Here is a 21,398-nt window from a genome sequence, read left to right as displayed (position 1 = left end):
GGGCTCAGCCCGCGCCCATCGCGACCGCAATGTGGTAGGTCGCGAACGCGGCCGCATAGGCGAGCGCGAACATGTAGAAGAAGGTGACGGCCATCCAGCGCCAGCTGCCGGTTTCTCGGCGGATGACGGCGAGCGTCGAGGCGCATTGCGGGGCGAAAATGTACCAGGCGAGCAGCGCCAGCGCTGTGGCGAGGCTCCATTTGCTGGCCAGCACCTGTCCGATCTGCTCGGCGGCCTCCTTGCCGCCCTCGATCGCATAGACGGTGCCGAGCGCGGCGACTGCGACTTCGCGGGCGGCCATGCCGGGCACCAGCGCCACCGCGATCTGCCAGTTGAAGCCGACCGGCGAGAGCAGAGGGGCGATCGCCTGGCCGATCATCGCCGCGAGGCTGTAATTGATCGCGGGCTCGGTCGCGCCCTCCGGCGGCTGCGGGAACGACGCCAGGAACCAGATCAGCACCATCATCGCGAAGATCGTGGTGCCGGCGCGCTGCAAGAACATCTTGGCGCGGGTGTAGACGCCGATCGCGATGCTGCGCAACCGCGGCATCTTGTAGTCCGGCAGCTCCAGCATGAACGGCGCCGGCTGGTAGTCGCGCATCAGGAAGAACTTCACCAGGAACGACACCAGCAGCGCGCTGATGATCCCGGCGGCGTAGAGCCCGAACATCACCAGGCCCTGCAGGTTGACCAGGCCCCACACCTTGGTCGGCGGGATGAAGGCCGAGATGATCAGCGTATAGACCGGGATCCGCGCCGAGCAGGTCATCAGCGGCGCGATCAGGATCGTGGTGAGCCGGTCGCGGCGGTTATCGATCACGCGCGTCGCCATGATGCCGGGAATGGCGCAGGCAAAGCTCGAGAGCAGCGGGATGAAGGCGCGGCCATGCAGCCCGGCGCCGCCCATGATGCGGTCCATCAGGAATGCGGCGCGCGCCATGTAGCCGAAATCTTCCAAGAGCAGGATGAACAGGAAGATGATGATGATCTGCGGCAGGAACACGATGACGCTGCCGACGCCGGAGATCACGCCGTTCTGCAGGAAGCTCTGCAGCAGGCCTTCGGGAAGCTCGTCGTGAACGAGCTGGCCGAGCGCATCGAAGGCCGCCGACAACACCTGCATCAGCGGCTGGGCCCAGGCGAACACCCCCTGAAACATCACGAACAGGATCGCCAGCAGGATCAGCAGACCGCCGACCGGATGCAGCGCGATGGCATCGATCCGGGCGGTCCAGGTATCGGGCCGCTCGGGCAAGCTGACCGTCTCCGCGATGATACGGTCGGCCTCGCGCTGGGTGGCGCGCAGCTCCGGGACCGTGAGAGGACGCCAGGTGTTGGCGCGCTCTCCGGTGGCCGCGGCCGCCCGGGCGAGGAGCTCGTCGGTCAGCCGCAGCAGGTCGTCGGTGCCGCCCTTGCGCACGGCGATCGACGTCACCACCGGCACGCCCAGAGCTAGCGACAGGGCGGGGACGTCGACCGTGACGCCGCGCCGCTTGGCGATGTCGAACATGTTGAGTACGAGCGCCAGCGGCCGGCCGGTGCTCTTGAGCTCGAGCAGCAGCCGGATCGTCAACCTGAGGTTGGTGGAGTCGGCGACGCACAACACCAGATCGGGCAGGACCTCGCCGGTGGCACGTCCCAGCACGAAATCCCTGGTGATTTCCTCGTCAGGGCTGCGACCGCGCAAGGAATAGGTGCCGGGCAGGTCGACCAGCGAGACCTGGCGGCCCTGCGGGGTGACGAATGCGCCCTCTTTGCGCTCGACCGTGACCCCAGGATAGTTCGCGACCTTCTGGCGGCTTCCCGTCAGCGCGTTGAACAGCGAGGTCTTGCCGCTGTTGGGCGTACCCACCAGGGCCAGATGCAGCAGAGGGCTTTCCATGACGACGCTTTCCGCGCGGCCTATGCCACGATGACGGCCATGGCCTCGCGCCGGCGGACCGCGACGGTGATGTTGTCGACACGCACGGCGATCGGATCGCGCCCGACGATCCCCTCATGCAGAATTTCGACCCGGGCGCCCTCGACGAAGCCCAGTTCGATCAGCCGGCTCTCCAATTCGACGTCCGGCAGGGACGAGCTCGCGCCGCCCGCAGCCAGATGCTGGATTGTTCCGGTATAGCCTCGCCGGGCAAGACCGAGCGGCTGAGGCGGCCTTGTATCGCAGATTTCGCTCATAGCCTGTATTTTCAATCGCGTGCCAAGAGGTCAAGCGCGGCATGTGCAATGCCGCTGCATCTTAGAGCGATTTTAAACAGGCCGGGCGGACCGCCGTCTGATCTGCCTCAAGGAGCCGCGGCGGCTGCCGTGTGCCGGGCGTCCACCGCCGCCTTCGGCTCGAGGCCGGAAGAAGCTGCGGCGCGGCTCTTGAAGTGGTCGAGCACGAACAGCCGGATCGCCGAGGACAGGTTGCCCTGCTGGCGATTGTTGTCGATCTCTCCGACCAGCTCGGACAGGGTCATGTTACGGAGACCCGAAATCTCCTTCATGCCGTTCCAGAAGGCCTCTTCGAGGCTGACGCTGGTCTTGTGGCCAGCAACCACGATTGAACGTTTTACGACGGGCGACTTCATCACGCGTCCTCGCCATTGATACGATGTTGATCGAGTAATTCGTTCGCGCGCTTGTCGCGTTGCGCGTCATTTGCGCGTTCGGACTTCGTCCTGCCGAAGCGAGCGCGGTTGCTTTCGGCGACCTTCGCTGCTTCATCGCGCTCCACGCGCTTTCTGAAACGTTTCAAGTTGATGACATCACCCATGCTTGCTCCAATCATCTAAGCCATCGAACGTCGTGACGAGAGCATGCGCATTGCGCGGATGAGCCCAGGCGTTCTCCAGACAATCACGTCATCGCTCCCTGATAGTTCGAGGGCCAGTCGCGTCGTTGCGAGCGGGATTTGTTTACTCACCAAACGCAGCAGAACTTGTAGTCGAGAGTATCCTTTAGGGGTTAACGGCGAGAATTGCATCACCCCCCGTAGTACTACGGGGCTACCGTCAGGGTCGTCCGGGCCGCGTCATCTTCTCGGGCTGCACGAGGCGGTCGAATTCGTCCTCAGACACGAAGCCGAGCCTTAGAGCTTCCTCTTTCAGCGTCGTGCCGTGCTGATGCGCTGATTTGGCGACCTTGGCCGCATTGTCGTAGCCGATCTTCGGCGCAAGCGCCGTCACCAGCATCAGCGAGCGCTGCATCAGCTCTCGAATCCGATTCTCGTCGGCGCGAATTCCCGTCACGCAATGTTCGCTGAATGAACGCGCTGAATCACCTAGTAATTGTATGGACTGCATCATGCAATGTGCGAGCAATGGCTTGTAGACGTTCAGTTCGAAATGCCCCTGGCTGCCGGCCATGGTGATCGCCGTGTGATTGCCGAACACCTGGCAGCACACCATCGTGAGTGCTTCGCACTGCGTCGGGTTCACCTTGCCCGGCATGATCGAGGAGCCGGGCTCGTTCTCCGGCAGGATCAATTCCCCCAATCCCGAGCGGGGGCCCGATCCGAGAAAGCGGATGTCGTTCGCGATCTTGAACAGGCCGGTGGCCGCCGCGTTGAGCGCGCCATGTACGTACACATAGGCGTCGTTGGACGCGAGCGCTTCGAATTTGTTGGCGGCGCTGGTGAAGGGCCAGCCCGTGATGTCGGCAACATGCTTGGCGAACAGCTTCGCGAATTTCGGATCCGCGTTCAGGCCGGTGCCCACGGCGGTGCCGCCTTGGGCCAGCGGCAAGAGATCTCGCGCCGCCGTCTCGATTCTTGCGATCGCGCTCTCGACCTGTGCGGCGTAGCCGGAGAACTCCTGGCCGAGCGTGAGCGGCGTGGCGTCCTGGGTGTGGGTGCGGCCGATCTTGACGATGTCCGCGAACGCGTCCTGCTTGGCGCGCAACGCCGCCAGCAGCTCCGACAGCGCCGGCACCAGATGGCCCGAGATCGCCCGTGCCGCGGCGATGTGCATCGCGGTGGGGAAGGAGTCGTTGGACGACTGGCTCATGTTGACGTGATCGTTCGGATGTACGGGCTTCTTGGTCCCGCGTTCGCCCCCGAGCAGTTCGCTGGCGCGGTTGGCGATCACCTCGTTGAGGTTCATGTTGCTCTGGGTGCCCGAGCCGGTCTGCCAGACGACCAGCGGAAAGTGGTCGTCGAGCTTGCCGTCGATGACCTCCTGCGCCGCTTGGACAATGGCGTCCGCCATGCGCGGCTCGAGCAGGCCGAGCTCGCGATTGGTCTGCGCCGCAGCCATCTTCACGAGCGCGAGCGCGCGCACGATGCCGATCGGCATGCGGTCGTGGCCGATGCGAAAATTCTGCCGGCTGCGCTCGGTCTGCGCGCCCCAATAGCGGTCGGCGGCGACCTCGATCGGGCCGAAGCTGTCGGTCTCCGTGCGCGTCGATCCGTGCGATGATGAACTAGCTGAATGTGCCATGAAGCATGCCCGTCATTGGTTGCGAACCGGCGTCGACCGGTTCGAGCATGCTTCAATCTAGTGATCCGACCGTCGTTCCGCGCGGGGCGAATGCGCCTACTTCTTGCGGAAACGGTCCAGACGCACGACTTCGGCGCCTTCTCCTGGCGTGGCCGGCGGGAGCGGCTTGTCGTCGCCGGCTTCGGCCGGCGTCGCAGGCAACGGACCGGCAAGGGCCGACGGCGCCGGGGCGGCCGGCAGTTTCGGTGCAGCCGGCGTCTCGGCAATCGCCTCCGACGGCTCGAACTGCAGTCCGAATTGTACGGACGGATCGAAGAAGCTCTTGATGGCGTGGAACGGCACCACGAGGCGCTCAGGGATGCCGCCGAACGACAGGCCGACTTCGAACCGATCCTCCGAAACCACCAGATCCCAGAACTGGTGTTGCAGGATGATCGTCATCTCCTCCGGATATTGCGCCAGCAGCCGCGGCGACAGCTTCACGCCCTCGGCCTTGGACACGAATGTGATGAAGAAATGATGCTCACCTGGGAGCCCATGGACGGCAGCGTCGCTCAGCACCCGGCGCAGCACCCCGCGCAACGCGTCGCGCGCCAGCACATCGTATCGAATATGATCCGTCGCCATGATCGGTCCTGTGTCGTGTAGGGCTGCGCCCGACGCTTCGGGCGGCCGCGCCCGGCAAGGCAGCAGCATTCCCGACTCGCGTCAATCACATCGTACCCGGCATCGGCGCTGAGGTCAGCAGCCATGCCGGTCGATCGCCAGATATGGGAACGGGTAGAAGCTGGCGGAAGTCCGGTCAACGAAGGAATGAATCGAAGCCGCGCCAAAAAGCTGGGGACAGCACGGCCCTGAAGCGGAGATGGGTTAAAGCAGAGACAGGTTAAAGCGGAGGAACGTGAAAGTGGAGGCTTCTGTTGCCAGGTGCCTCCGAACCCCGCCTAACGGAGCTTAACCCGTTAGGACTTTAAGGTGGTCTTTCAAACTGCGTTACGCAGCCTGAGCAACCGGAGCAAAGTTGTCGTTGGCAACTATTGCAGTAGCCCGATAACGGCGGAACAATACCGGGAAAAAGCTCGCCCTTTACGCCCTCGTCGATCCTATTTCGCCCCCGCCAAAACCCATCTGTCGATGGGCTTTGGTGGAGGCGCCGGGTACCGCCCCCGGGTCCGAATGGTTTATTTCGACGGCGATTTATTTCCATAGCCGGCAAGCCGGCACGTTCTATATAGGCCCCCGGCCGGCGGATGCACAGGGCCGAAACGCCGCGGCACGCGACAAAAATGTGGGCGGCTGCCGGGAACCCTCTGGTTCGACCTTGGCATTCTGGTTTTTGTCCTCCTACAGTGCGGCATGCCTTCCGAAGTTGCGCGGGTTGCCTCTCCCGCGGCCGACATCGCCAAACACCCGCCCAACCTTCGCACGCTCTTCTTCGCATTCGCGAAAATGTCGCTGTCGGGCTTTGGGGCGTGCTGGTGTTCGCCAGGCGTGCAATCGTCGATGAGCATCGCTGGATGACGGCGGAGGAGTTCAACGCGACCTTCGCGCTCTGCCATTTCTTGCCCGGACCCAACATCGTGAATTTCTCCGTGGTGTTCGGCGCGCGGTTGCGCGGTGTCCCCGGCGCGCTCGCTGCCTTTGCCGGCCTGCTCGGGCCCCCGGTGCTGCTGATCACCTCTCTCGGCGCCATCTACGGTCATTTTGGACAAGCCGACACGTGGCGACGGGGGCTTGCTGGCGTGTCCTGCGTGGCCGTGGGCCTGCTGGCGTCGGTGGTGTTTCGCATGATCTCGCCGCTCCTCAAGAAGAGCGACGTGGCGGGCCTCGTCGTCGTGGCCGGCGTGTTCGTGGCGATCGGGCTGGCGCGCCTGCCGCTTCAGGAGGCTCTGCTGGTGGCCGTGCCGCTCAGCCTAGCCGTCACCTATGCCAAGACGCGGTGGGCACGATGAGCGGGGACGACAATCCGCTGTTCCAGCTGTTGTGGACCTTTGCGTTGATCTCGCTGTTTGCGGTTGGCGGCGCAGTGGCGGCGATTCCCGAACTGCAACGTGTTGCAGTCGAGGCCCGGCACTGGATGACGGACAAACAGTTCGCCGATCTGTTCGCACTCTCGCAATTGTCGCCGGGGCCCAACGTTCTGATCGTCACCCTGATCGGCTATTCGGTTGCAGGCGTGGCAGGTGCGGCGGTCGCGACGATCGCGATGTGCGGTCCCACCGCCGTGCTCTCCTATTTTGTCAGCCGCTGGCTCTCGAATGCGCGGGATGCGCGCTGGCCCGCCATGCTGCAGGCGACGCTGGTGCCGCTGTCGATCGGCTTGATGGCCGCGAGCGCATGGATTCTCGGTCAGGCTTCCGACCAGACGTGGCGGGCGTTCGCGCTGACGGTCCTTGCCGCAGTCGTTGCATCTATGACGCGACTCAATCCGCTCTGGCTGCTCGCCGCGGGCGGCTGTCTTGGTTTTGCTGGCCTTCTCTAGGGAAAGTCGCTAGGCAAAATAGAAGCGCGACCGGTTTGCTCCGGGCCGCCGAACGAAAACAGTGCCGGCCATCAAGGCCGATCGGGGAGGGCGAGGCATGGCCGAGACCACGGGCCAATTGTCGGGCGAAACGGCGGGCATGCCGGCTGCCCGCAGCGCGACCGGCGCATCGATCATTCTGGTCCTTGCCTTCGCGCCACAGATCATCGAACTGCTGATCGCCTTGGCCGGTCTTGTAGGTCCACTATCCGGACGCGGTCCGCTGCAGGTCATTGGAGCCCATGCGTCGGCCTTGTCAATGGCGATCCCGAGCCTGGCGCAGCAATATGCCGCAAGCGGCAAGACCTCGCTGTCTTCCGATGTTCTGCTGGCTCTCATCTACACCTATCCGCTGATCGCGGTCGCGGTGTTCACATTCATGGCACGTCCACGCGCGCCGCAGGACTATTTCGGCGGCGTCGTGCTGATGGCGATCGCGCTGTTCGCGTTGTGGGCCTCCAGCGACCTGCAGGGCATGCGCGGCTTCTCGTTCGGTGCCGGAACTGCGCCGCGGATGTTCGGTCTGCTGCTGCTGGGGCTCGGAGCTGCCGTGGCCGTGATCGGCGTCGTGAGTGAAGGCGCGCAGCTTGCGACCTATCACTGGCGCGGACCGCTGTTCGTCTCGCTCGCGATCTTGACCTTTGCCGTCTCCATTCGCCCGCTCGGACTATTGGCCACGGGGCTTGCAAGCTTCCTGATCGCGGCGATCGGCAGCCCCGAGACGCGCTGGCGCGAGGCCCTGATCGTCGGCATCTGCCTGACCGGCGGCTGCGCGCTGCTGTTCCCCTACGTGCTGGGGTTGCCGATGCCGCTGTTGCCGCGTTTCCTTTTGCAGTGAGGGCGTGATGGATCTGTTTGCTAATCTCGCCCACGGTTTCGCCGTCGCGTTGTCGCCGATCAATCTGCTGATGTGCCTGATCGGCGCGCTGGTCGGCACGCTGGTCGGCGTTCTCCCGGGCATCGGGACCATCGCGACGGTGGCGATGCTGTTGCCGATCACCTTCGGCCTGCCGCCGGTCGGCGCGCTGATCATGCTGGCCGGCATCTATTACGGCGCGCAGTATGGCGGCTCGACCACGTCGATCCTGGTCAACATTCCTGGCGAGGCGACCTCGGTGGTGACCGCGCTCGACGGCTTCCAGATGGCGAAGCAGGGACGTGCCGGTCCGGCGCTGGCGATTGCCGCGATCGGCTCATTCTTTGCCGGCTGCGTTGCCACCGTGCTGATTGCGATCCTCGGCGCGCCGTTGACCAGGCTCGCGCTGGCGTTCGGCCCAGCCGAGTATTTCTCGCTGATGGTGCTGGGCCTGATCTTCGCAGTCGTGCTGGCGAAGGGCTCGGTGCTGAAGGCGATCGCGATGATCGTGCTCGGACTGCTGCTGTCGATGGTCGGCTCGGACATCGAGACCGGCGTCTCGCGCATGGCCTTCAATATTCCCGAGCTCGCCGACGGCCTGGGCTTTGCCACCGTCGCGATGGGCGTGTTCGGCTTTGCCGAGATCATCCGCAATCTCGATGCCGGCGCGGAGATGGACCGCGACCTCGTGCAGAAGAAGATCACCGGCCTGATGCCGACCCGGAAGGATCTGAAAGACTCCACGCCGGCGATCCTGCGCGGCACGGTGCTCGGCTCGATCCTCGGCATCCTGCCGGGCGGCGGTGCGGTGATCGCCTCGTTCGCGGCCTATACGCTGGAGAAGAAGCTCGCGCGAGATCCGTCGCGGTTTGGTCGCGGTGCGATCGAGGGCGTCGCGGCGCCGGAGAGCGCCAACAATGCGGCGGCCCAGACCTCCTTCATTCCACTGCTGACGCTCGGCATTCCGCCGAATGCGGTCATGGCGCTGATGGTCGGCGCGATGACCATCCACGGCATCGTGCCGGGCCCGCAGGTGATGCAGAAGCAGCCCGACCTGGTCTGGGGCATGATCGCCTCGATGTGGATCGGCAATCTCATGCTGATCATCATCAACCTGCCGCTGGTCGGCATCTGGGTGCGGCTCTTGCGCGTGCCGTACCGGCTGATGTTCCCGTCGATCGTGATCTTCTGCGCGATCGGGATCTACTCCGTCAACAACGCGCCGGTCGACGTCGTCCTGGCGGGCGCGTTCGGCCTGGTCGGCTACTGGCTGATCAAGCATGATTTCGAGCCGGCGCCGCTGCTGCTCGGCATGGTGCTGGGGCCGCTGATGGAGGAGAACCTGCGCCGCGCGCTGCTGATCTCGCGCGGCGACTGGTCGGTGTTCCTGACGCGGCCACTGTCCGCCGTGCTGCTCGCGATTGCCGCGGGACTGCTGGTGCTGGCGGTGCTGCCGACGCTGCGCCGCAAGCGCGACGAGGTTTTCGTGGAAAGCGAAGGCTGACCTCGCGGGCCAGCTCAACGCCGCCGCGGCCCAGGCGCTCGACGACGAGGGCGTCCGCAAGCGCCTGCTCGAGTTCGATAACGTCATTCCCGGTGCTGCGGACCGCACGCCGGAAGCGCTGGCGGCGCTGGTGAAGGCGGAAATCATCAAGTGAACCGCGGTGCTCAAGCCGGCGAGCTAGCGGGAGACGACCATCGAGGCGGAAGGGGCAGGGCGAAACGGACGGTTCCGCCCTTGTCATTTGCGGCGGCGGCCGACAATTTTCGGGGTATAATTGGCGACCGGGCCGAGTCGAGGCTAGGGCCGGGCGATTCCTGCCGTTAAATTCGCCGCCTTCTGCGAAAGGCCGCCAGCGCGCACCATGCACCAGTATCACGACCTGCTCGAACGCATCCTGTCCGACGGCGCGGAGAAGCATGACCGCACCGGCACCGGCACGCTCTCGGTGTTCGGCCACCAGATGCGCTTCAACCTGTCGGCCGGCTTCCCGCTCGTGACCACCAAGCGGCTCCCGCTCAAGGCGATCGTGCATGAGCTGCTGTGGTTCCTGAAGGGCGACACCAACATCGGATATCTGCACGACAACGGCGTCACCATCTGGGACGAATGGGCCGATGCCAATGGCGATCTCGGCCCCGTCTACGGCTATCAGTGGCGCTCCTGGCCGACGCCGGACGGCGGCCATATCGACCAGATCGGAGGCGTGATCGACATGATCAGGCGCAATCCGGATTCGCGCCGGCTGATCGTGACCGCCTGGAATCCAGCCGACGTCGACAAGATGGCGCTGCCGCCGTGTCATTGCCTGTTCCAGTTCTACGTCGTGAACGGCAAATTGTCGTGCCAGCTCTATCAGCGCTCGGCCGACGTGTTCCTCGGCGTGCCCTTCAACATCGCCTCCTACGCGCTGCTGACGATGATGGTGGCGCAGGTGACGGGATTGAAGCCCGGCGAATTCGTGCACTCCTTCGGCGACGTGCATCTCTATTCCAACCACATCGAGCAGGCGCGGCTGCAACTCACCCGCGCGCCCCGTCCGCTGCCGACCATGACGCTCAATCCGGACGTCAAGGACATCTTCGGCTTCCGCTACGAGGACTTCGCGCTCGCCGGCTACGATCCGCATCCGCATATCAAGGCCGAGGTCGCGGTCTGACGCATGCCACTGTCGATCCGCAGCGCCCGGCCTGACGACATCGGAAGCGTGTTCACGCTGATCCGGGAGCTCGCCGACTACGAGAAGCTCGCGCATGAGGTCGTGGCGAGCGAGGCCGACATTGCCGCGGCACTGTTCTGCGCGCATCCCACGCTGTTCTGCGACATCGCCGAGTGGAACGGCGAGGTCGCGGGCTTTGCGGTCTGGTTCGTCAATTTCTCCACCTTCGCCGGAAAGCCCGGCATCTATCTCGAGGACCTGTTCGTCCGCCCCGCGTTCCGCCGCAACGGCATCGGCCAGGCGCTGCTCGGCCATCTCGCCCGCACCTGCGTCGAGCGCAACTGGGCGCGGCTGCAATGGTCGGTGCTCGACTGGAACGCGCCGTCGATCACCTTCTACAAGTCGCTCGGCGCCGAGCTGATGGACGACTGGAAGCTCTGCAAGGTCATGGGCGAGGCGCTCGCTCAGCTCGCGGAGAGGGCGCCGTGATCGAGATCGTGCTGATCGTCGCAGTCGCCGACAACGGCATCATCGGCGCCGCCGGTGCGATCCCGTGGCGGCAGAAGAGCGACATGCAGCGCTTCAAGGCGATGACCATGGGCCGCCCGATCGTGATGGGCCGCAAGACCTTCATCTCGTTTCCGCGCCGGCCGCTGCCGGGCCGCACCAACATCGTCGTCACCCGCGATGCCGAGTTTCGCGCGCCGGGCGCGATCGTGACCCATACCGTCGATGAAGCGCTCGGCATCGCGCGTGGTGATGCGCTGCGGCGTTCAGCCGCGGAGATCGCGGTCGTCGGCGGCACCGAGCTCTTTGCTGCGACGATGCCGATCGCCGACCGGTTGGAGATCACCGAGGTGCATGCGAGCCCGCTTGGCGATACCGTGTTTCCGGCGATCGACCCGGCGCAATGGGAGGAGGTGGCGCGGGAGCGCCATGCCTCGGGGCCTGACGATCAGGCCGAATTCTCCTACGTCACCTATCGCCGGCGGCGGTGAGCGTTCGTCGACGGGACCGGCGCGACGGCCGTTCAAGACCGTCCGTTAATGATGAAGCCGCGTTGTTTGGCCGCGTGGCGGATTTGAGGCCGCGGCAAACCGGCGCTTCCGGCCCTGTTTACATTGACAAAACCCGGTTCGGGCTTAGCTGGAGCGCTACGTTGTAAGGGGCGGAGCCGTCCCTTATAACCCGGCGACCGTCGGGGCCGGCGTTGGTGCACACTCAGCCTCTCGGAGGAGATCGATCGATGGCGTGGAAGAATCAGGGCGGAGGCCCGTGGGGTCAGGGTCCGAAGGGGCCCTGGGGCTCGGGACCGCAACCGGTCGGTCCAAGGCCGCCCGACCTGGAAGATCTTCTGCGGCGCGGCCAGGACCGGCTGCAGCAGTTCATCCCCGGTGGCGGCTTCGGCACCGCCGGCGTCCTGCTGATCGTGCTCGGCGCCATCATCATCTGGCTCGCCTCCGGCATCTACCGCGTGCAGTCCGAGGAGCTCGGCGTTGTGCTCCGCTTCGGCAAATATGTCCGCGATGAGCAGCCGGGCCTGCGCTATCACCTGCCTTATCCGATCGAGACCGTGCTGCTGCCCAAGGCGCTGCGCGTCAACTCGATCTCCATCGGCATCACCGCCAATGACGATCCCGGCCGGCGCGGCCGCGGCGGTCGCGATGTCCCCGAGGAAAGCCTGATGCTGACCGGCGACGAGAACATCGTCGACGTCGACGTCACCGTTCTCTGGCGCATCAAGCCGAAGGGCGCCGCCGACTTTCTGTTCAACATCCAGAACCCCGAGGGCACCGTGAAGGCGGTGGCCGAGAGCGCGATGCGCGAGGTGATCGGCCGGTCGAACATCCAGCCGATTCTCACCGGCGCCCGCACCGTGATCGAGCAGAACGTGCAGGAGCTGATGCAGAAGACGCTCGACAACTACGGCTCCGGCATCCAGATCACCCAGGTGCAGATGCAGAAGGTCGATCCGCCGGCCCAGGTGATCGAGGCGTTCCGCGACGTCCAGGCGGCGCGTGCCGACCTCGAGCGTCTCCAGAACGAAGCCCAGACCTACGCCAACAAGGTCGTGCCGGATGCGCGCGGTCGCGCCGCGCAGATCCTGCAGGTCGCCGAAGGCTACAAGGAGCAGGCGATCGCCGAGGCCAAGGGCCAGAGCGCGCGCTTCCTCAAGGTCTATGACGAGTACAAGAAGGCGCCCGACGTGACCCGCGAACGGATCTATCTCGAGACCATGGAGCGCGTGCTCGGCGGCTCGGAGAAGCTCGTGCTCGACAGCGGTGCCTCCGGCGGCCCCGTGCCGCTGCTGCCGCTCGGCGATCTCCTGCCGCGCCGTACGGCGCCGGCGGCTCAGCAGGGAGGCGTCCGATGAGGTCCCCCGTTGCAGGCATCGTCGCGCTCGTTGCCGTGCTCGTGCTCGTCGTCATCGGCTACAGCTCGCTGTTCACCGTGCAGCAGACCGAGCAGGCGCTGGTCGTGCGGTTCGGCAAGCCGGTCGACGTCGTCACCGAGCCTGGCCTGAACTTCAAGGCGCCGTTCATCGACAACGTGATCTCGATCGACAAGCGCATCCTCGACCTCGAGAACCCCTCGCAGGAAGTGATCGCCTTCGACCAGAAGCGGCTCGTCGTCGACGCCTTCGCGCGCTACAAGATCAAGAACGCGCTGCAATTCTACCAGAGCGTCGGCTCGATCCAGACCGCCAACGTCCAGCTCGGCACGCTGCTCAACGCCTCGTTGCGCCGCGTGCTCGGCGAGGTCACCTTCACGCAAGTCGTGCGCGACGAGCGCGAGGGCCTGATGCGCAAGATCCGCGATCAGCTCGACAAGGAGGCCGACGCCTATGGCATCCAGGTGGTCGACGTCCGCATCCGCCGCGCCGACCTGCCGGAGGCCAACAGCCAGGCCGTGTACAACCGGATGAAGACCGAGCGGCAGCGCGAGGCCGAGGAGTTCCGGGCGTTCGGCGGCCAGAAGGCCCAGGAGATCAGGTCGAAGGCCGATCGCGAGGCCACCGTGATCGTCGCCGAGGCCAACTCGCAGGCGGAGCAGACCCGCGGCGCCGGCGATGCCGAACGCAACCGGCTGTTCGCCGAGGCCTACAGCAAGGACCGCGACTTCTTCGCCTTCTATCGCTCGATGACGGCGTATGAGAACGGCCTGAAATCCGGCGACACCCGCTTCCTGCTGCGGCCCGATTCGGAGTTCTTCCGCTACTTCGCCAACCCCTCGGGGAAGCCGGCGGCGGAGACGTCGTCCACCGCCGGCTCGACCGCGGCCGTCGCGGTGCCGGCGCCCAAGCCCTGATGGCACCTGCCTGATGCCCAGGGCGGTTGATCCGGGCGAATAGGAGTTGACATGGACGGGGCGAAGCCGTTGCTTCGCCCCGTTACATATCAAGAAGGTCGAACGGGAGGTCCGGGTCCGATGAGGTCCATTGCGTTTTCCGATTTCCTCATCGGATTAGGTATCCTGTTCGTGCTCGAAGGCCTGATGTTCGCGGCCAGTCCGGAGTGGATGCGGCGGGCCATGAAGACCGCGATGACCACGCCCGACAACGTGCTGCGCGCGGTCGGCATCGGCTCCGCGGTGGCCGGTTTGGTCCTGATCTGGGTGATCCGGCGACCGATCTGAGCGGCGGATTGTTGTGCGTTTGCGCGTTCGCCGAACGAGGGGCGGCCGGGGCAAACTACGGTCCGCCGGCCGGCCAACGCCATTGTGAGGCGATGGCTGCGCCATTTTGCCGTATTAGGTCGCCCTCAATGATGAATCTGCGGTCCGATCCGGCGTGCTTGCGTCCCCCGCCGGTTCCGGCGCACTGTAACGGTTGAATTTGCCGACTTTTCTGGAGATCCGCCCGATGACCGCAACCCTTGCTTTCAGCCGTCGACTGCGCCCGATCCTGACCGCGGCGGTTCTTGCCGCGGGCTGGGCGCTCGCGCCGGCCCCGGCCTCGGCGCGGGGGCCGGAGGGGATCGCCGATGTCGCCGAAAAGGTGATCGACGCCGTCGTCAACATCTCGACCTCGCAGACTGTCGAGCCCAAGGGCGGCTCGTCCGAGGGGCGGAACGCCAATCCGCAGGTGCCGCCGGGCTCGCCGTTCGAGGAGTTCTTCGACGACTTCTTCAAGAACCGCCGCGGCGGTCCGGGCGGCCGGGGCGGTGCCGACAACTCGCCGCGACGCACCAACTCGCTGGGCTCGGGCTTCATCGTCGACGACTCGGGCGTTGTCGTCACCAACAACCACGTCATTGCCGATGCCGATGAGATCAACGTGATCCTCAACGACGGCACCAAGATCAAGGCCGAGCTGGTCGGCGTCGACAAGAAGACCGACCTTGCGGTGCTCAAGTTCAAGCCGCCGCGGCCGCTGACCGTCGTCAAGTTCGGCGACTCCGACAAGCTGCGGCTGGGCGATTGGGTGGTCGCGATCGGCAACCCGTTCAGCCTCGGTGGCACCGTCACCGCCGGCATCGTCTCGGCCAAGAACCGCGACATCTCGTCGGGACCCTATGACAGCTACATCCAGACCGACGCCGCCATCAACCGCGGCAATTCCGGCGGCCCGCTGTTCAACCTCGAGGGCGAGGTCATCGGCGTCAACACGCTGATCATCTCGCCGTCGGGCGGCTCGATCGGCATCGGCTTCGCGGTGCCGTCGAAGACCGTGGCCGGCGTCGTCGACCAGCTGCGCCAGTTCGGCGAGCTGCGCCGCGGCTGGCTCGGCGTGCGCATCCAGGGCGTCACCGACGAGATCGCGGAGAGCCTCAACATCAAGCCGGCGCGCGGCGCCCTGGTCGCCGGCGTCGACGACAAGGGACCGGCCAAGCCGGCTGGCATCGAGCCGGGCGACGTCGTCGTCAAGTTCGACGGCCATGACATCAAGGAGCCGAAGGACCTGTCGCGCATCGTCGCCGACACCGCCGTCGGCAAGGAGGTCGACGTCATCGTCATCCGCAAGGGCCAGGAGCAGACGCTCAAGGTCAAGCTCGGTCGGCTCGAGGACACCGAGAAGGTGCAGCAGGCGGCGATCAAGAAGGACGAGCCGGCCGAGAAGCCGGTGACCCAGAAGGCGCTCGGGCTCGATCTCGCCGCGTTGTCGAAGGACCTGCGCGCCCGCTACAAGATCAAGGACAGCGTCAAGGGCGTCGTCGTCACCGGCGTCGACCAGGCCTCCGATGCCGCCGAGAAGCGGCTGTCGGCCGGCGACGTCATCGTCGAGGTCGCCCAGGAGGCGGTGACCTCGGGCGTCGACATCAAGAAGCGCGTCGACCAGCTCAAGAAGGACGGCAAGAAGTCGGTGCTGCTGCTCGTCTCCAACGCCGACGGCGAGCTGCGCTTCGTGGCGTTGAGCCTGCAATAGGCACGGAGTCCACGCCTCCACATCGCGGGGCACGGTGCGTAGGGTGGGGCAAAAGCGCACCGTGACCTACGCTTGGTACGACGCTCTCTCGCGCGCCGTGCCCACCATGTGGCTCTGCGTTCGCGGCACGACGGTGGGCACGCTGCCGCCCTGCGGACGGCTGCTTTGCCCACCCTACGGCAGCTCCACACTCCGCTGTCGTCCCGGCCTTGAGCCGGGACCCATAGCCCCAGGGAGCAGTTTGGGGCGGGCTGATCATTGGCCGTTTGCTCGTCACGACGGCCGCGGCGTATGGGTCCCGGATCGGCGCCCCGACGCGCTGGCGCGCGCCGTGGCTTGTCCGGGACGACGACGGTTCGCAAGGCGAATTCACGGCTCAAACAGCAATCGACATAGCTTTGCAGTCTCGCGGCGCATCGCGCCCGAGGTCTGCAATCAGTTCGTCCCTCTCGAAATGCAGAGGGCGCAGGGAATGCCGGGTGAAGGCCTCACCCATGGCCCGCCTGCTGAAAAAATGCAGGCGGCAGGTACCACAGGCAAAGCCGATTCAACCGGCATTCCCTGCGCGGCGGTCTTCACGCTTATACGCAGTCTCCCTGGTGCGCCGGGCTTGTTGGCCACCATTGCCCATGCAATGCGAAGCATTGTCACGAGCGTGACACCAGCATCGGGGTGTCAGGACGCTGCGACTTCACGTCCGCGAGCGATCGTTCGTCCGCACTCTCATTGAAGAGAATGCTGCGATCTCTCGCGGCCACCGCTCCCCGCCTCGCGTGTCGTGACGATCGCGCGCTACGCCCCTCCGCAGTGAGGCGGGATGGCGCTAGACAATCATGAATTCTGTAAAATAGCAAGATATTTATTTTTTTCAGAATTAAACGGGCGGCAGCCGCTCCACGGCAGGCGCCGGCTCAGAGCGATCGCTGGTTGACCCGCTTCGACAGCTCCTCGGCACTTTCCTTGCGCTCGGAATAGCGGTCGACCAGATAGTCCGCCCGGTCGCGCGTCAGCAGTGTGAACTTGACGAGCTCTTCCATGACGTCAACGACGCGATCGTAGTAGGACGACGGCTTCATGCGATCGGTGTCGTCGAACTCCGCGAACGCCTTCGGCACCGATGACTGGTTCGGGATGGTGATCAGCCGCATCCAGCGGCCGAGCACCCGAAGCTGATTGACCGCGTTGAACGACTGCGAGCCGCCACTGACCTGCATCACGGCCAATGTCTTGCCCTGCGTCGGCCTGACGGCCCCGAGCGACAGCGGGATCCAGTCGATCTGGGTCTTCATCACGCCGGTCATCGCGCCGTGCCGCTCCGGCGAGCACCACACCATGCCTTCGCACCAGGTCACGAGGTCGCGCAGCTCGCGGACCTTCGGATGATCCGGCTCGGCGTCGTCGACCAGCGGCAAGCCGTGCGGATCGAAAGTCCGTGTCTCCGCGCCGAAGCGCACGAGAATGCGCGCCGCTTCCTCGGTCAGCAGCCGGCTGAACGAGCGTTGCCGGAGCGATCCGTAGAGCAGCAGGATTCGCGGAGTGTGGGAGGAGAGCGCAGGCTCCAGCAGCTTGGCGCGGTCGATCGGATGGAAGGAGGCTTCGTCCAGCTGCGACATCTCATCGGGCACTGCGGCATCTCCGGCCTCGAGCGGCTTCCGGCATTCCCTGTGCGAGCAGGGCCTGACCGGGTCGCCATGCAAACGGCTCAAGCAAAATGGCCGCCCGGATCATGCCGGTCAACGGTGGGGTCATGCATAGATCGATGGAGCGCTCTCGGCCGCAGGCCCTGTCGCGCGCGAAGATGATCCGGCCAATTGCGCGATGTCAGGCCAAGGCACGCGCAGGATGGTCTTGCTGCCGGCGGCCGGAATGTCTGTGCGACTGGTCTCGACGACGCGGCCGCCGAGCGGGGCATGAAAGCGGAGAGCGGCGATGTTGGCCTCGAAGACCCAAAGGTGCAGCGGGCTGGGCGTCTGGGCTGCCCGCGGAGCGGATGTCCAGGATCTTCACCACGCGCGACGCCACGCGTTTTCTCGGATAGGGAGCGCGGCCTCGCCGAGCGAGACGCGCGCTGCCTATGTGCTGCCTATGTGACGATGGGTTGCTCGCGTCGCTCAGTTGCGAACGCTGCCCACGGTGGTCGGAGCGACGAGAGCGGCGCTGCGACGGTGCTGGGCGAGCACGGCGAGCTGGTGCGGGGAGGCGGCGCTGTCCGCGGCGATGGTCTGCTGCGCGGCGGATGCACCGACGACAGAAAGCTGGTGCGGGGTGGCCGGCAGCGCGCCGACTTCGTAGCTCGGCAGCTCACCGGCGACAGCCGCGCCGGTCAGCAGCGCGAGGGCAAGAAGAGAGCCGGGAATGATATGCTTGATGGTCATCGGGAGGTCCTTTTGCGACGATGATCGATTGCATCGCGTGCAATCGCTTTCGTTTCCTTGGACACTCCCTAGCCTTGTCAGCTTTATATGCGCTGCAGCATGATTTGACAATTCATCGATTGGTGATGCGGTTAAAACGACACTGCGCGCCCCGCCTTGATGCGGAGGGCGAATGATCTGATCTGCGATCTGAGATGAGATTGGAATGAAGTTACGTGCGAGTGCATAGGATTGAAATAAAATCCTAATGATGTGCTGATCAGGCTTTTCGTAACGGCTTTGCTTGCCTTGCGTCCGACTCTGGATTGCTTCGCTGCGCCGCTGCGCTCGCAATGACGGCCTGGCGGCTGCCCATGAATGCGTCCTCTCTCACAACAAGGGGAGAGGGCGCCGTATTGCGCTTCGCTTGCACGCGTCGTTTGACATCCGCGCCACGGCGGCGGCCTCGTCAGTCGACGAACTGATCGCGCGTGTAGCCTTGCGCATAGAGCAGGGCGGTGAGGTCGCCGTGGTCGATGCGGGCCGAGGCGGCGGCCGAGACCGCGGGCTTGGCGTGATAGGCGACGCCGAGGCCGGCCGCCTCGATCATGCCGAGGTCGTTGGCGCCGTCGCCGACCGCCAGGGTGTCGATCTCGTCGAGATCGAACGACTCGCGCAGCTCGATCAGGGTGGCGAGCTTGGCGTCGCGGCCGATGATCGGCTCGCGCACCTCGCCGGTGAGCTTGCCGCCATCGATGACGAGCTCATTGGCGCGGTTCTCCTGGAAGCCGATCTTGGCCGCGATGGCGCTGGTGAACAGCGTGAAGCCGCCGGAGATCAGGCAGGTATAGGCGCCGTGTGCGCGCATGGTCATCACCAGATGACGGCCGCCCGGCGTCAGCTTGATGCGTTTGGTCAGGACCTCGTCGACGACGCTCACCGGCAGGTCCTTCAGCAATGCGACGCGTTCGCGCAACGCCGGCTCGAACGCGATCTCGCCGCGCATGGCGCGCTCGGTAATGGCGGCGACACGCGGCTTCAGCCCGGCGAAGTCGGCGAGCTCGTCGATGCATTCCTGGCCGATCATGGTGCTATCCATGTCGGCGAGAAAAAGCTTCTTGCGCCGGACGGCTTCGGGCTGCACGACGATGTCGATCGGCATGTCGCCGCGCAGGTCGCGCAGGCGCGCCTCGAGCTTGTGGACCTCGCCGTCGTGGGCGAAGGGGATGTCGATCGCGACCTCGTCGAACAGCCAGCGCGGCGTGCCCGGCGAGGGCAGCACGGCCAGGAAGGCCTCCACGATCGTGGTATCAAGCGCGGGATCGGCGGGATTGCAGATGAAGGTGGCGACGAGAGACATCAGGTGACTTTGCCAGGGATCAACAAAGCCGTGCTTATCGCAGGGCCGACCGCCAGCGGCAAGTCGGCGCTGGCGGTGGAACTTGCGCAAAAAGCGGGCGGGGTCGTCATCAACGCCGATTCCATGCAGGTTTACCGTGACCTGAGAATCCTGACGGCGCGGCCAACACCTGACGACGAGGCTGATGTGCCGCACCGGCTCTACGGCCATGTCGACGCAGCCGTGAACTACTCGGCCGGCCACTATGTCCGGGATGCCGCGGTCGTTCTTGCCGAGGTGCACGCGGCCGGGCGGCTGCCGATTTTCATCGGCGGCACCGGGCTGTACTTCAAAGCGCTGACACGGGGATTGGCGGCGGTCCCGCCCGTCCCTGACGAGGTCCGAGACGCGGTGCGCCTGCGGCTCGACCGCGACGGGGTCGAGGCGCTGCATGCCGAGCTGGCGCGGCGCGATCCGGCGGCGGGCGCGCGGCTGAACGTGCGCGACCGCACCCGCGTCGCCCGCGCGCTGGAGGTGATCGAAGCCACCGGTCGGCCATTGGCCGAGTGGCATGCCGAGACCACCCCGCCGCTGCTGCCGGCGGGCAGCTATCGGGCGCTGTTCATCGCGCCGGAGCGCGAGACGCTCTATGCGCGGATCGACGCGAGGTTCGATCTGATGCTGGATCGCGGCGCGCTGGAGGAGGTTGAACAGCTGGCGGCCCGCGGGCTCGATCCGCTGCTCCCGGCCATGAAGGCGCACGGCGTGCCGGCGCTGATCCGTTATCTCCGCGGAGAGATCACGCGGGAGGAGGCGACCGTCATCGGCAAGGCCGACACCCGCCATTATGCCAAGCGGCAGTTCACCTGGTTTCGGCATCAGCTGCCGGAGTTCGGGTGGATGACGCCGGAGCAGGCGCGGGCGTGGGTGGCAGCGTTGAGCGAGCTTTGATATCGTGATATCGTAATGGCGGAGGCATAGATGGCTGACATCCTGATCCGCAAAGTGGACGATGCGACCAAGGAGCTGTTGCGGCTTCGCGCCGAACGGCGTGGCAAGAGCTTGGAAGCCGACCTGAGGGAGACGCTCGAAAAGCTCGCGCGTGAGGAAGCATCGTCGCCTGATGATGCAGAGCCGTTTGGCACTTGGCTCTTTAACATTACGAGACCGGGCGTCGACCTCGATGCGGAGCTTGAATTGCTTCGGTCCGCACCCATTCGGCCTGTCGAGTTCGAATGATCCTGCTTGATACCAACGTTATCTCGGAGGTGCAGAAACTAGCGCCGGCCATGCAAGTGATCGGTTGGCTTGATGCAAACTTTGCGAATACCGCAATTTCGAGCATTACGATTGTCGAATTGGCGGCCGGGCTGGCGTTGCTCAATGACGGCCGGCGGAAAGACAGTCTTCAAAAGGCTGTCAGCAGGACGATCCGCCGCTTCGGAAGCCGGGTCTACGCGTTCGACGCTGCTGCCGCTCAATCGGCAGCACTGCTGCTTGCACAAGCGCGGTCGCGAGGGCTGCCGTTGCATCAGATCCCGAACAAGCTTGCCGACCTGCAGATCGCCGGTATCGCGTCGGCCTATGGTCTCGATCTCGCAACACGTAACGTCGGAGATTTCGCCGGGCTCGGACTTGCGCTGATCGATCCTTGGGAGTGACCCGTCGCGGGCACTCCTGCGGAACGACCGGGGTGGCCAAATTACCGCTCGCCGAACGGCAAATTCCGCGTTAACCTGATAAAACCGCGTTCATGAGCTCGCTTTGCCTTGACATCGGGGCATCCGTGGCTATGTTCGCGCAACCTTTGGGAAGTTCGATCGGCACCATGCGCAACATTATTACTGCCCTCCTTATTGTAGTCGTACCCAGGCGCATCGCC

General features: G+C 65.2%; 22 protein-coding genes, 1 other RNA gene and 2 pseudogenes. 15 read left to right on the top strand and 10 right to left on the bottom strand.

The features are described 5' to 3' along the window. Nucleotides 1-4: 4 nt before the first annotated feature. The 7 genes from feoB to ssrA form a co-directional block, all read right to left on the bottom strand. A complete protein-coding gene (gene feoB, locus QX135_RS22675) occupies nucleotides 5-1,882 on the bottom strand; it encodes a ferrous iron transport protein B (RefSeq protein ID WP_315736861.1) in 1,878 nt (625 codons plus the stop codon). A 20-nt stretch (nucleotides 1,883-1,902) separates the two neighbouring features. Next, a complete protein-coding gene (locus QX135_RS22670) occupies nucleotides 1,903-2,178 on the bottom strand; it encodes a ferrous iron transport protein A (protein WP_315713372.1) in 276 nt (91 codons plus the stop codon). 107 nt (nucleotides 2,179-2,285) lie between these two features. Continuing rightward, nucleotides 2,286-2,573, bottom strand: a complete 288-nt coding sequence (locus QX135_RS22665; RefSeq protein WP_315736862.1) for a ribbon-helix-helix domain-containing protein — start codon at nucleotides 2,571-2,573, stop codon at nucleotides 2,286-2,288. After that, a complete protein-coding gene (locus QX135_RS22660) occupies nucleotides 2,573-2,758 on the bottom strand; it encodes a DUF4169 family protein (protein ID WP_315736863.1) in 186 nt (61 codons plus the stop codon). The genes QX135_RS22665 and QX135_RS22660 overlap by 1 nt, the downstream gene beginning before the upstream one ends. A 238-nt stretch (nucleotides 2,759-2,996) precedes the next feature. Then, nucleotides 2,997-4,421, bottom strand: coding sequence for a class II fumarate hydratase (gene fumC, locus QX135_RS22655; protein WP_316178644.1), 1,425 nt, complete (start codon nucleotides 4,419-4,421; stop codon nucleotides 2,997-2,999). Nucleotides 4,422-4,517: 96 nt separating this feature from the next. Continuing rightward, nucleotides 4,518-5,048: an SspB family protein gene (locus QX135_RS22650; RefSeq protein WP_316178646.1), complete on the bottom strand. Its 531-nt coding sequence runs from the start codon at nucleotides 5,046-5,048 to the stop codon at nucleotides 4,518-4,520. 279 nt (nucleotides 5,049-5,327) lie between these two features. Continuing rightward, nucleotides 5,328-5,682: a transfer-messenger RNA gene (gene ssrA / locus QX135_RS22645) on the bottom strand. Nucleotides 5,683-5,777: 95 nt separating this feature from the next. On the opposite strand from ssrA, the pseudogene QX135_RS22640 reads away from it, so the two are divergent. The 12 genes and pseudogenes from QX135_RS22640 to QX135_RS22585 all read left to right on the top strand — a co-directional run bounded on the left by QX135_RS22640 (nucleotide 5,778) and on the right by QX135_RS22585 (nucleotide 15,823). Further along, a pseudogene (locus QX135_RS22640) lies at nucleotides 5,778-6,373 on the top strand (chromate transporter). After that, nucleotides 6,370-6,903, top strand: coding sequence for a chromate transporter (locus QX135_RS22635; protein ID WP_316178648.1), 534 nt, complete (start codon nucleotides 6,370-6,372; stop codon nucleotides 6,901-6,903). Before QX135_RS22640 ends, QX135_RS22635 begins: the two are co-directional and overlap by 4 nt. A 97-nt stretch (nucleotides 6,904-7,000) precedes the next feature. Continuing rightward, nucleotides 7,001-7,780, top strand: coding sequence for a tripartite tricarboxylate transporter TctB family protein (locus QX135_RS22630; protein WP_316178649.1), 780 nt, complete (start codon nucleotides 7,001-7,003; stop codon nucleotides 7,778-7,780). 7 nt (nucleotides 7,781-7,787) lie between these two features. Beyond that, the gene (locus QX135_RS22625; RefSeq protein WP_315736871.1) at nucleotides 7,788-9,302 is read left to right on the top strand and encodes a tripartite tricarboxylate transporter permease; all 1,515 of its coding nucleotides are present in this window, start codon (nucleotides 7,788-7,790) and stop codon (nucleotides 9,300-9,302) included. 1 nt (nucleotide 9,303) lies between these two features. Then, nucleotides 9,304-9,456: pseudogene (locus tag QX135_RS22620) on the top strand (tripartite tricarboxylate transporter substrate binding protein BugD); the annotation flags it as partial. Nucleotides 9,457-9,663: 207 nt separating this feature from the next. Next, nucleotides 9,664-10,458: a thymidylate synthase gene (locus tag QX135_RS22615; RefSeq protein WP_316178651.1), complete on the top strand. Its 795-nt coding sequence runs from the start codon at nucleotides 9,664-9,666 to the stop codon at nucleotides 10,456-10,458. A 3-nt stretch (nucleotides 10,459-10,461) separates the two neighbouring features. Next, on the top strand, nucleotides 10,462-10,947 hold the full coding sequence (locus QX135_RS22610) for a GNAT family N-acetyltransferase (RefSeq protein ID WP_316178653.1): 486 nt from the start codon (nucleotides 10,462-10,464) through the stop codon (nucleotides 10,945-10,947). Then, the gene (locus QX135_RS22605; RefSeq protein ID WP_315811307.1) at nucleotides 10,944-11,456 is read left to right on the top strand and encodes a dihydrofolate reductase; all 513 of its coding nucleotides are present in this window, start codon (nucleotides 10,944-10,946) and stop codon (nucleotides 11,454-11,456) included. Before QX135_RS22610 ends, QX135_RS22605 begins: the two co-directional genes overlap by 4 nt. 248 nt (nucleotides 11,457-11,704) lie before the next feature. Further along, entirely contained in the window at nucleotides 11,705-12,832 is a 1,128-nt protein-coding gene (hflK, locus tag QX135_RS22600; protein WP_315736878.1) for an FtsH protease activity modulator HflK, read from the top strand. Beyond that, entirely contained in the window at nucleotides 12,829-13,767 is a 939-nt protein-coding gene (gene hflC, locus QX135_RS22595) for a protease modulator HflC (RefSeq protein ID WP_315736879.1), read from the top strand. The genes hflK and hflC overlap by 4 nt, the downstream gene beginning before the upstream one ends. A 120-nt stretch (nucleotides 13,768-13,887) precedes the next feature. Then, nucleotides 13,888-14,094 carry a DUF2065 domain-containing protein gene (locus QX135_RS22590; protein WP_008960820.1) on the top strand — a complete coding sequence of 69 codons (207 nt, stop codon included), beginning with the start codon at nucleotides 13,888-13,890 and terminating at the stop codon, nucleotides 14,092-14,094. A 226-nt stretch (nucleotides 14,095-14,320) separates the two neighbouring features. Further along, nucleotides 14,321-15,823: a Do family serine endopeptidase gene (locus QX135_RS22585; protein ID WP_315736881.1), complete on the top strand. Its 1,503-nt coding sequence runs from the start codon at nucleotides 14,321-14,323 to the stop codon at nucleotides 15,821-15,823. 911 nt (nucleotides 15,824-16,734) lie between these two features. On the opposite strand, the gene arsH is transcribed toward QX135_RS22585, so the two are convergent. From arsH to serB, 3 genes are all read right to left on the bottom strand, one after another. Continuing rightward, nucleotides 16,735-17,436, bottom strand: coding sequence for an arsenical resistance protein ArsH (gene arsH / locus QX135_RS22580; protein WP_316178754.1), 702 nt, complete (start codon nucleotides 17,434-17,436; stop codon nucleotides 16,735-16,737). 498 nt (nucleotides 17,437-17,934) lie between these two features. Continuing rightward, the gene (locus tag QX135_RS22575; protein ID WP_315736882.1) at nucleotides 17,935-18,198 is read right to left on the bottom strand and encodes a hypothetical protein; all 264 of its coding nucleotides are present in this window, start codon (nucleotides 18,196-18,198) and stop codon (nucleotides 17,935-17,937) included. A 448-nt stretch (nucleotides 18,199-18,646) separates the two neighbouring features. After that, complete coding sequence (gene serB / locus QX135_RS22570; RefSeq protein WP_315736884.1) at nucleotides 18,647-19,537, bottom strand: phosphoserine phosphatase SerB; 891 nt, start codon at nucleotides 19,535-19,537, stop codon at nucleotides 18,647-18,649. Nucleotides 19,538-19,540: 3 nt separating this feature from the next. Here serB and miaA point away from each other — a divergent pair, with 3 nt between their 5' ends. The 3 genes from miaA to QX135_RS22555 are packed head-to-tail and all read left to right on the top strand — an operon-like array spanning nucleotide 19,541 to nucleotide 21,177. Next, a complete protein-coding gene (miaA, locus tag QX135_RS22565; RefSeq protein WP_316178656.1) occupies nucleotides 19,541-20,467 on the top strand; it encodes a tRNA (adenosine(37)-N6)-dimethylallyltransferase MiaA in 927 nt (308 codons plus the stop codon). Between the two features lie 30 nt (nucleotides 20,468-20,497). Further along, the gene (locus QX135_RS22560; protein ID WP_315771691.1) at nucleotides 20,498-20,755 is read left to right on the top strand and encodes a FitA-like ribbon-helix-helix domain-containing protein; all 258 of its coding nucleotides are present in this window, start codon (nucleotides 20,498-20,500) and stop codon (nucleotides 20,753-20,755) included. Continuing rightward, on the top strand, nucleotides 20,752-21,177 hold the full coding sequence (locus tag QX135_RS22555; protein WP_316161431.1) for a PIN domain-containing protein: 426 nt from the start codon (nucleotides 20,752-20,754) through the stop codon (nucleotides 21,175-21,177). The genes QX135_RS22560 and QX135_RS22555 overlap by 4 nt, the downstream gene beginning before the upstream one ends. The last annotated feature ends 221 nt before the right edge of the window (nucleotides 21,178-21,398 follow it).

Source organism: Bradyrhizobium sp. SZCCHNR1098, from assembly GCF_032489375.1.
Classification (GTDB): Bacteria; Pseudomonadota; Alphaproteobacteria; order Rhizobiales; family Xanthobacteraceae; genus Bradyrhizobium.
Note: the sequence above shows the minus strand (reverse complement) of the source record. Positions and strands in the feature narration are given on the sequence as shown.

Coding starts and splice junctions, on each gene's coding strand:
- serB (WP_315736884.1), bottom strand. CDS start 19,537: ATGTCTCTCGTCGCCACCTTCATCTGCAATCCCGCCGATCCCGCGCTT.
- QX135_RS22670 (WP_315713372.1), bottom strand. CDS start 2,178: ATGAGCGAAATCTGCGATACAAGGCCGCCTCAGCCGCTCGGTCTTGCC.
- QX135_RS22615 (WP_316178651.1), top strand. CDS start 9,664: ATGCACCAGTATCACGACCTGCTCGAACGCATCCTGTCCGACGGCGCG.
- QX135_RS22650 (WP_316178646.1), bottom strand. CDS start 5,048: ATGGCGACGGATCATATTCGATACGATGTGCTGGCGCGCGACGCGTTG.
- QX135_RS22625 (WP_315736871.1), top strand. CDS start 7,788: ATGGATCTGTTTGCTAATCTCGCCCACGGTTTCGCCGTCGCGTTGTCG.
- QX135_RS22590 (WP_008960820.1), top strand. CDS start 13,888: ATGAGGTCCATTGCGTTTTCCGATTTCCTCATCGGATTAGGTATCCTG.
- QX135_RS22560 (WP_315771691.1), top strand. CDS start 20,498: ATGGCTGACATCCTGATCCGCAAAGTGGACGATGCGACCAAGGAGCTG.
- fumC (WP_316178644.1), bottom strand. CDS start 4,421: ATGGCACATTCAGCTAGTTCATCATCGCACGGATCGACGCGCACGGAG.
- QX135_RS22665 (WP_315736862.1), bottom strand. CDS start 2,573: ATGAAGTCGCCCGTCGTAAAACGTTCAATCGTGGTTGCTGGCCACAAG.
- QX135_RS22630 (WP_316178649.1), top strand. CDS start 7,001: ATGGCCGAGACCACGGGCCAATTGTCGGGCGAAACGGCGGGCATGCCG.
- QX135_RS22575 (WP_315736882.1), bottom strand. CDS start 18,198: ATGACCATCAAGCATATCATTCCCGGCTCTCTTCTTGCCCTCGCGCTG.
- QX135_RS22610 (WP_316178653.1), top strand. CDS start 10,462: ATGCCACTGTCGATCCGCAGCGCCCGGCCTGACGACATCGGAAGCGTG.
- QX135_RS22555 (WP_316161431.1), top strand. CDS start 20,752: ATGATCCTGCTTGATACCAACGTTATCTCGGAGGTGCAGAAACTAGCG.
- QX135_RS22635 (WP_316178648.1), top strand. CDS start 6,370: ATGAGCGGGGACGACAATCCGCTGTTCCAGCTGTTGTGGACCTTTGCG.
- QX135_RS22585 (WP_315736881.1), top strand. CDS start 14,321: ATGACCGCAACCCTTGCTTTCAGCCGTCGACTGCGCCCGATCCTGACC.
- hflK (WP_315736878.1), top strand. CDS start 11,705: ATGGCGTGGAAGAATCAGGGCGGAGGCCCGTGGGGTCAGGGTCCGAAG.
- hflC (WP_315736879.1), top strand. CDS start 12,829: ATGAGGTCCCCCGTTGCAGGCATCGTCGCGCTCGTTGCCGTGCTCGTG.
- feoB (WP_315736861.1), bottom strand. CDS start 1,882: ATGGAAAGCCCTCTGCTGCATCTGGCCCTGGTGGGTACGCCCAACAGC.
- QX135_RS22660 (WP_315736863.1), bottom strand. CDS start 2,758: ATGGGTGATGTCATCAACTTGAAACGTTTCAGAAAGCGCGTGGAGCGC.
- arsH (WP_316178754.1), bottom strand. CDS start 17,436: ATGTCGCAGCTGGACGAAGCCTCCTTCCATCCGATCGACCGCGCCAAG.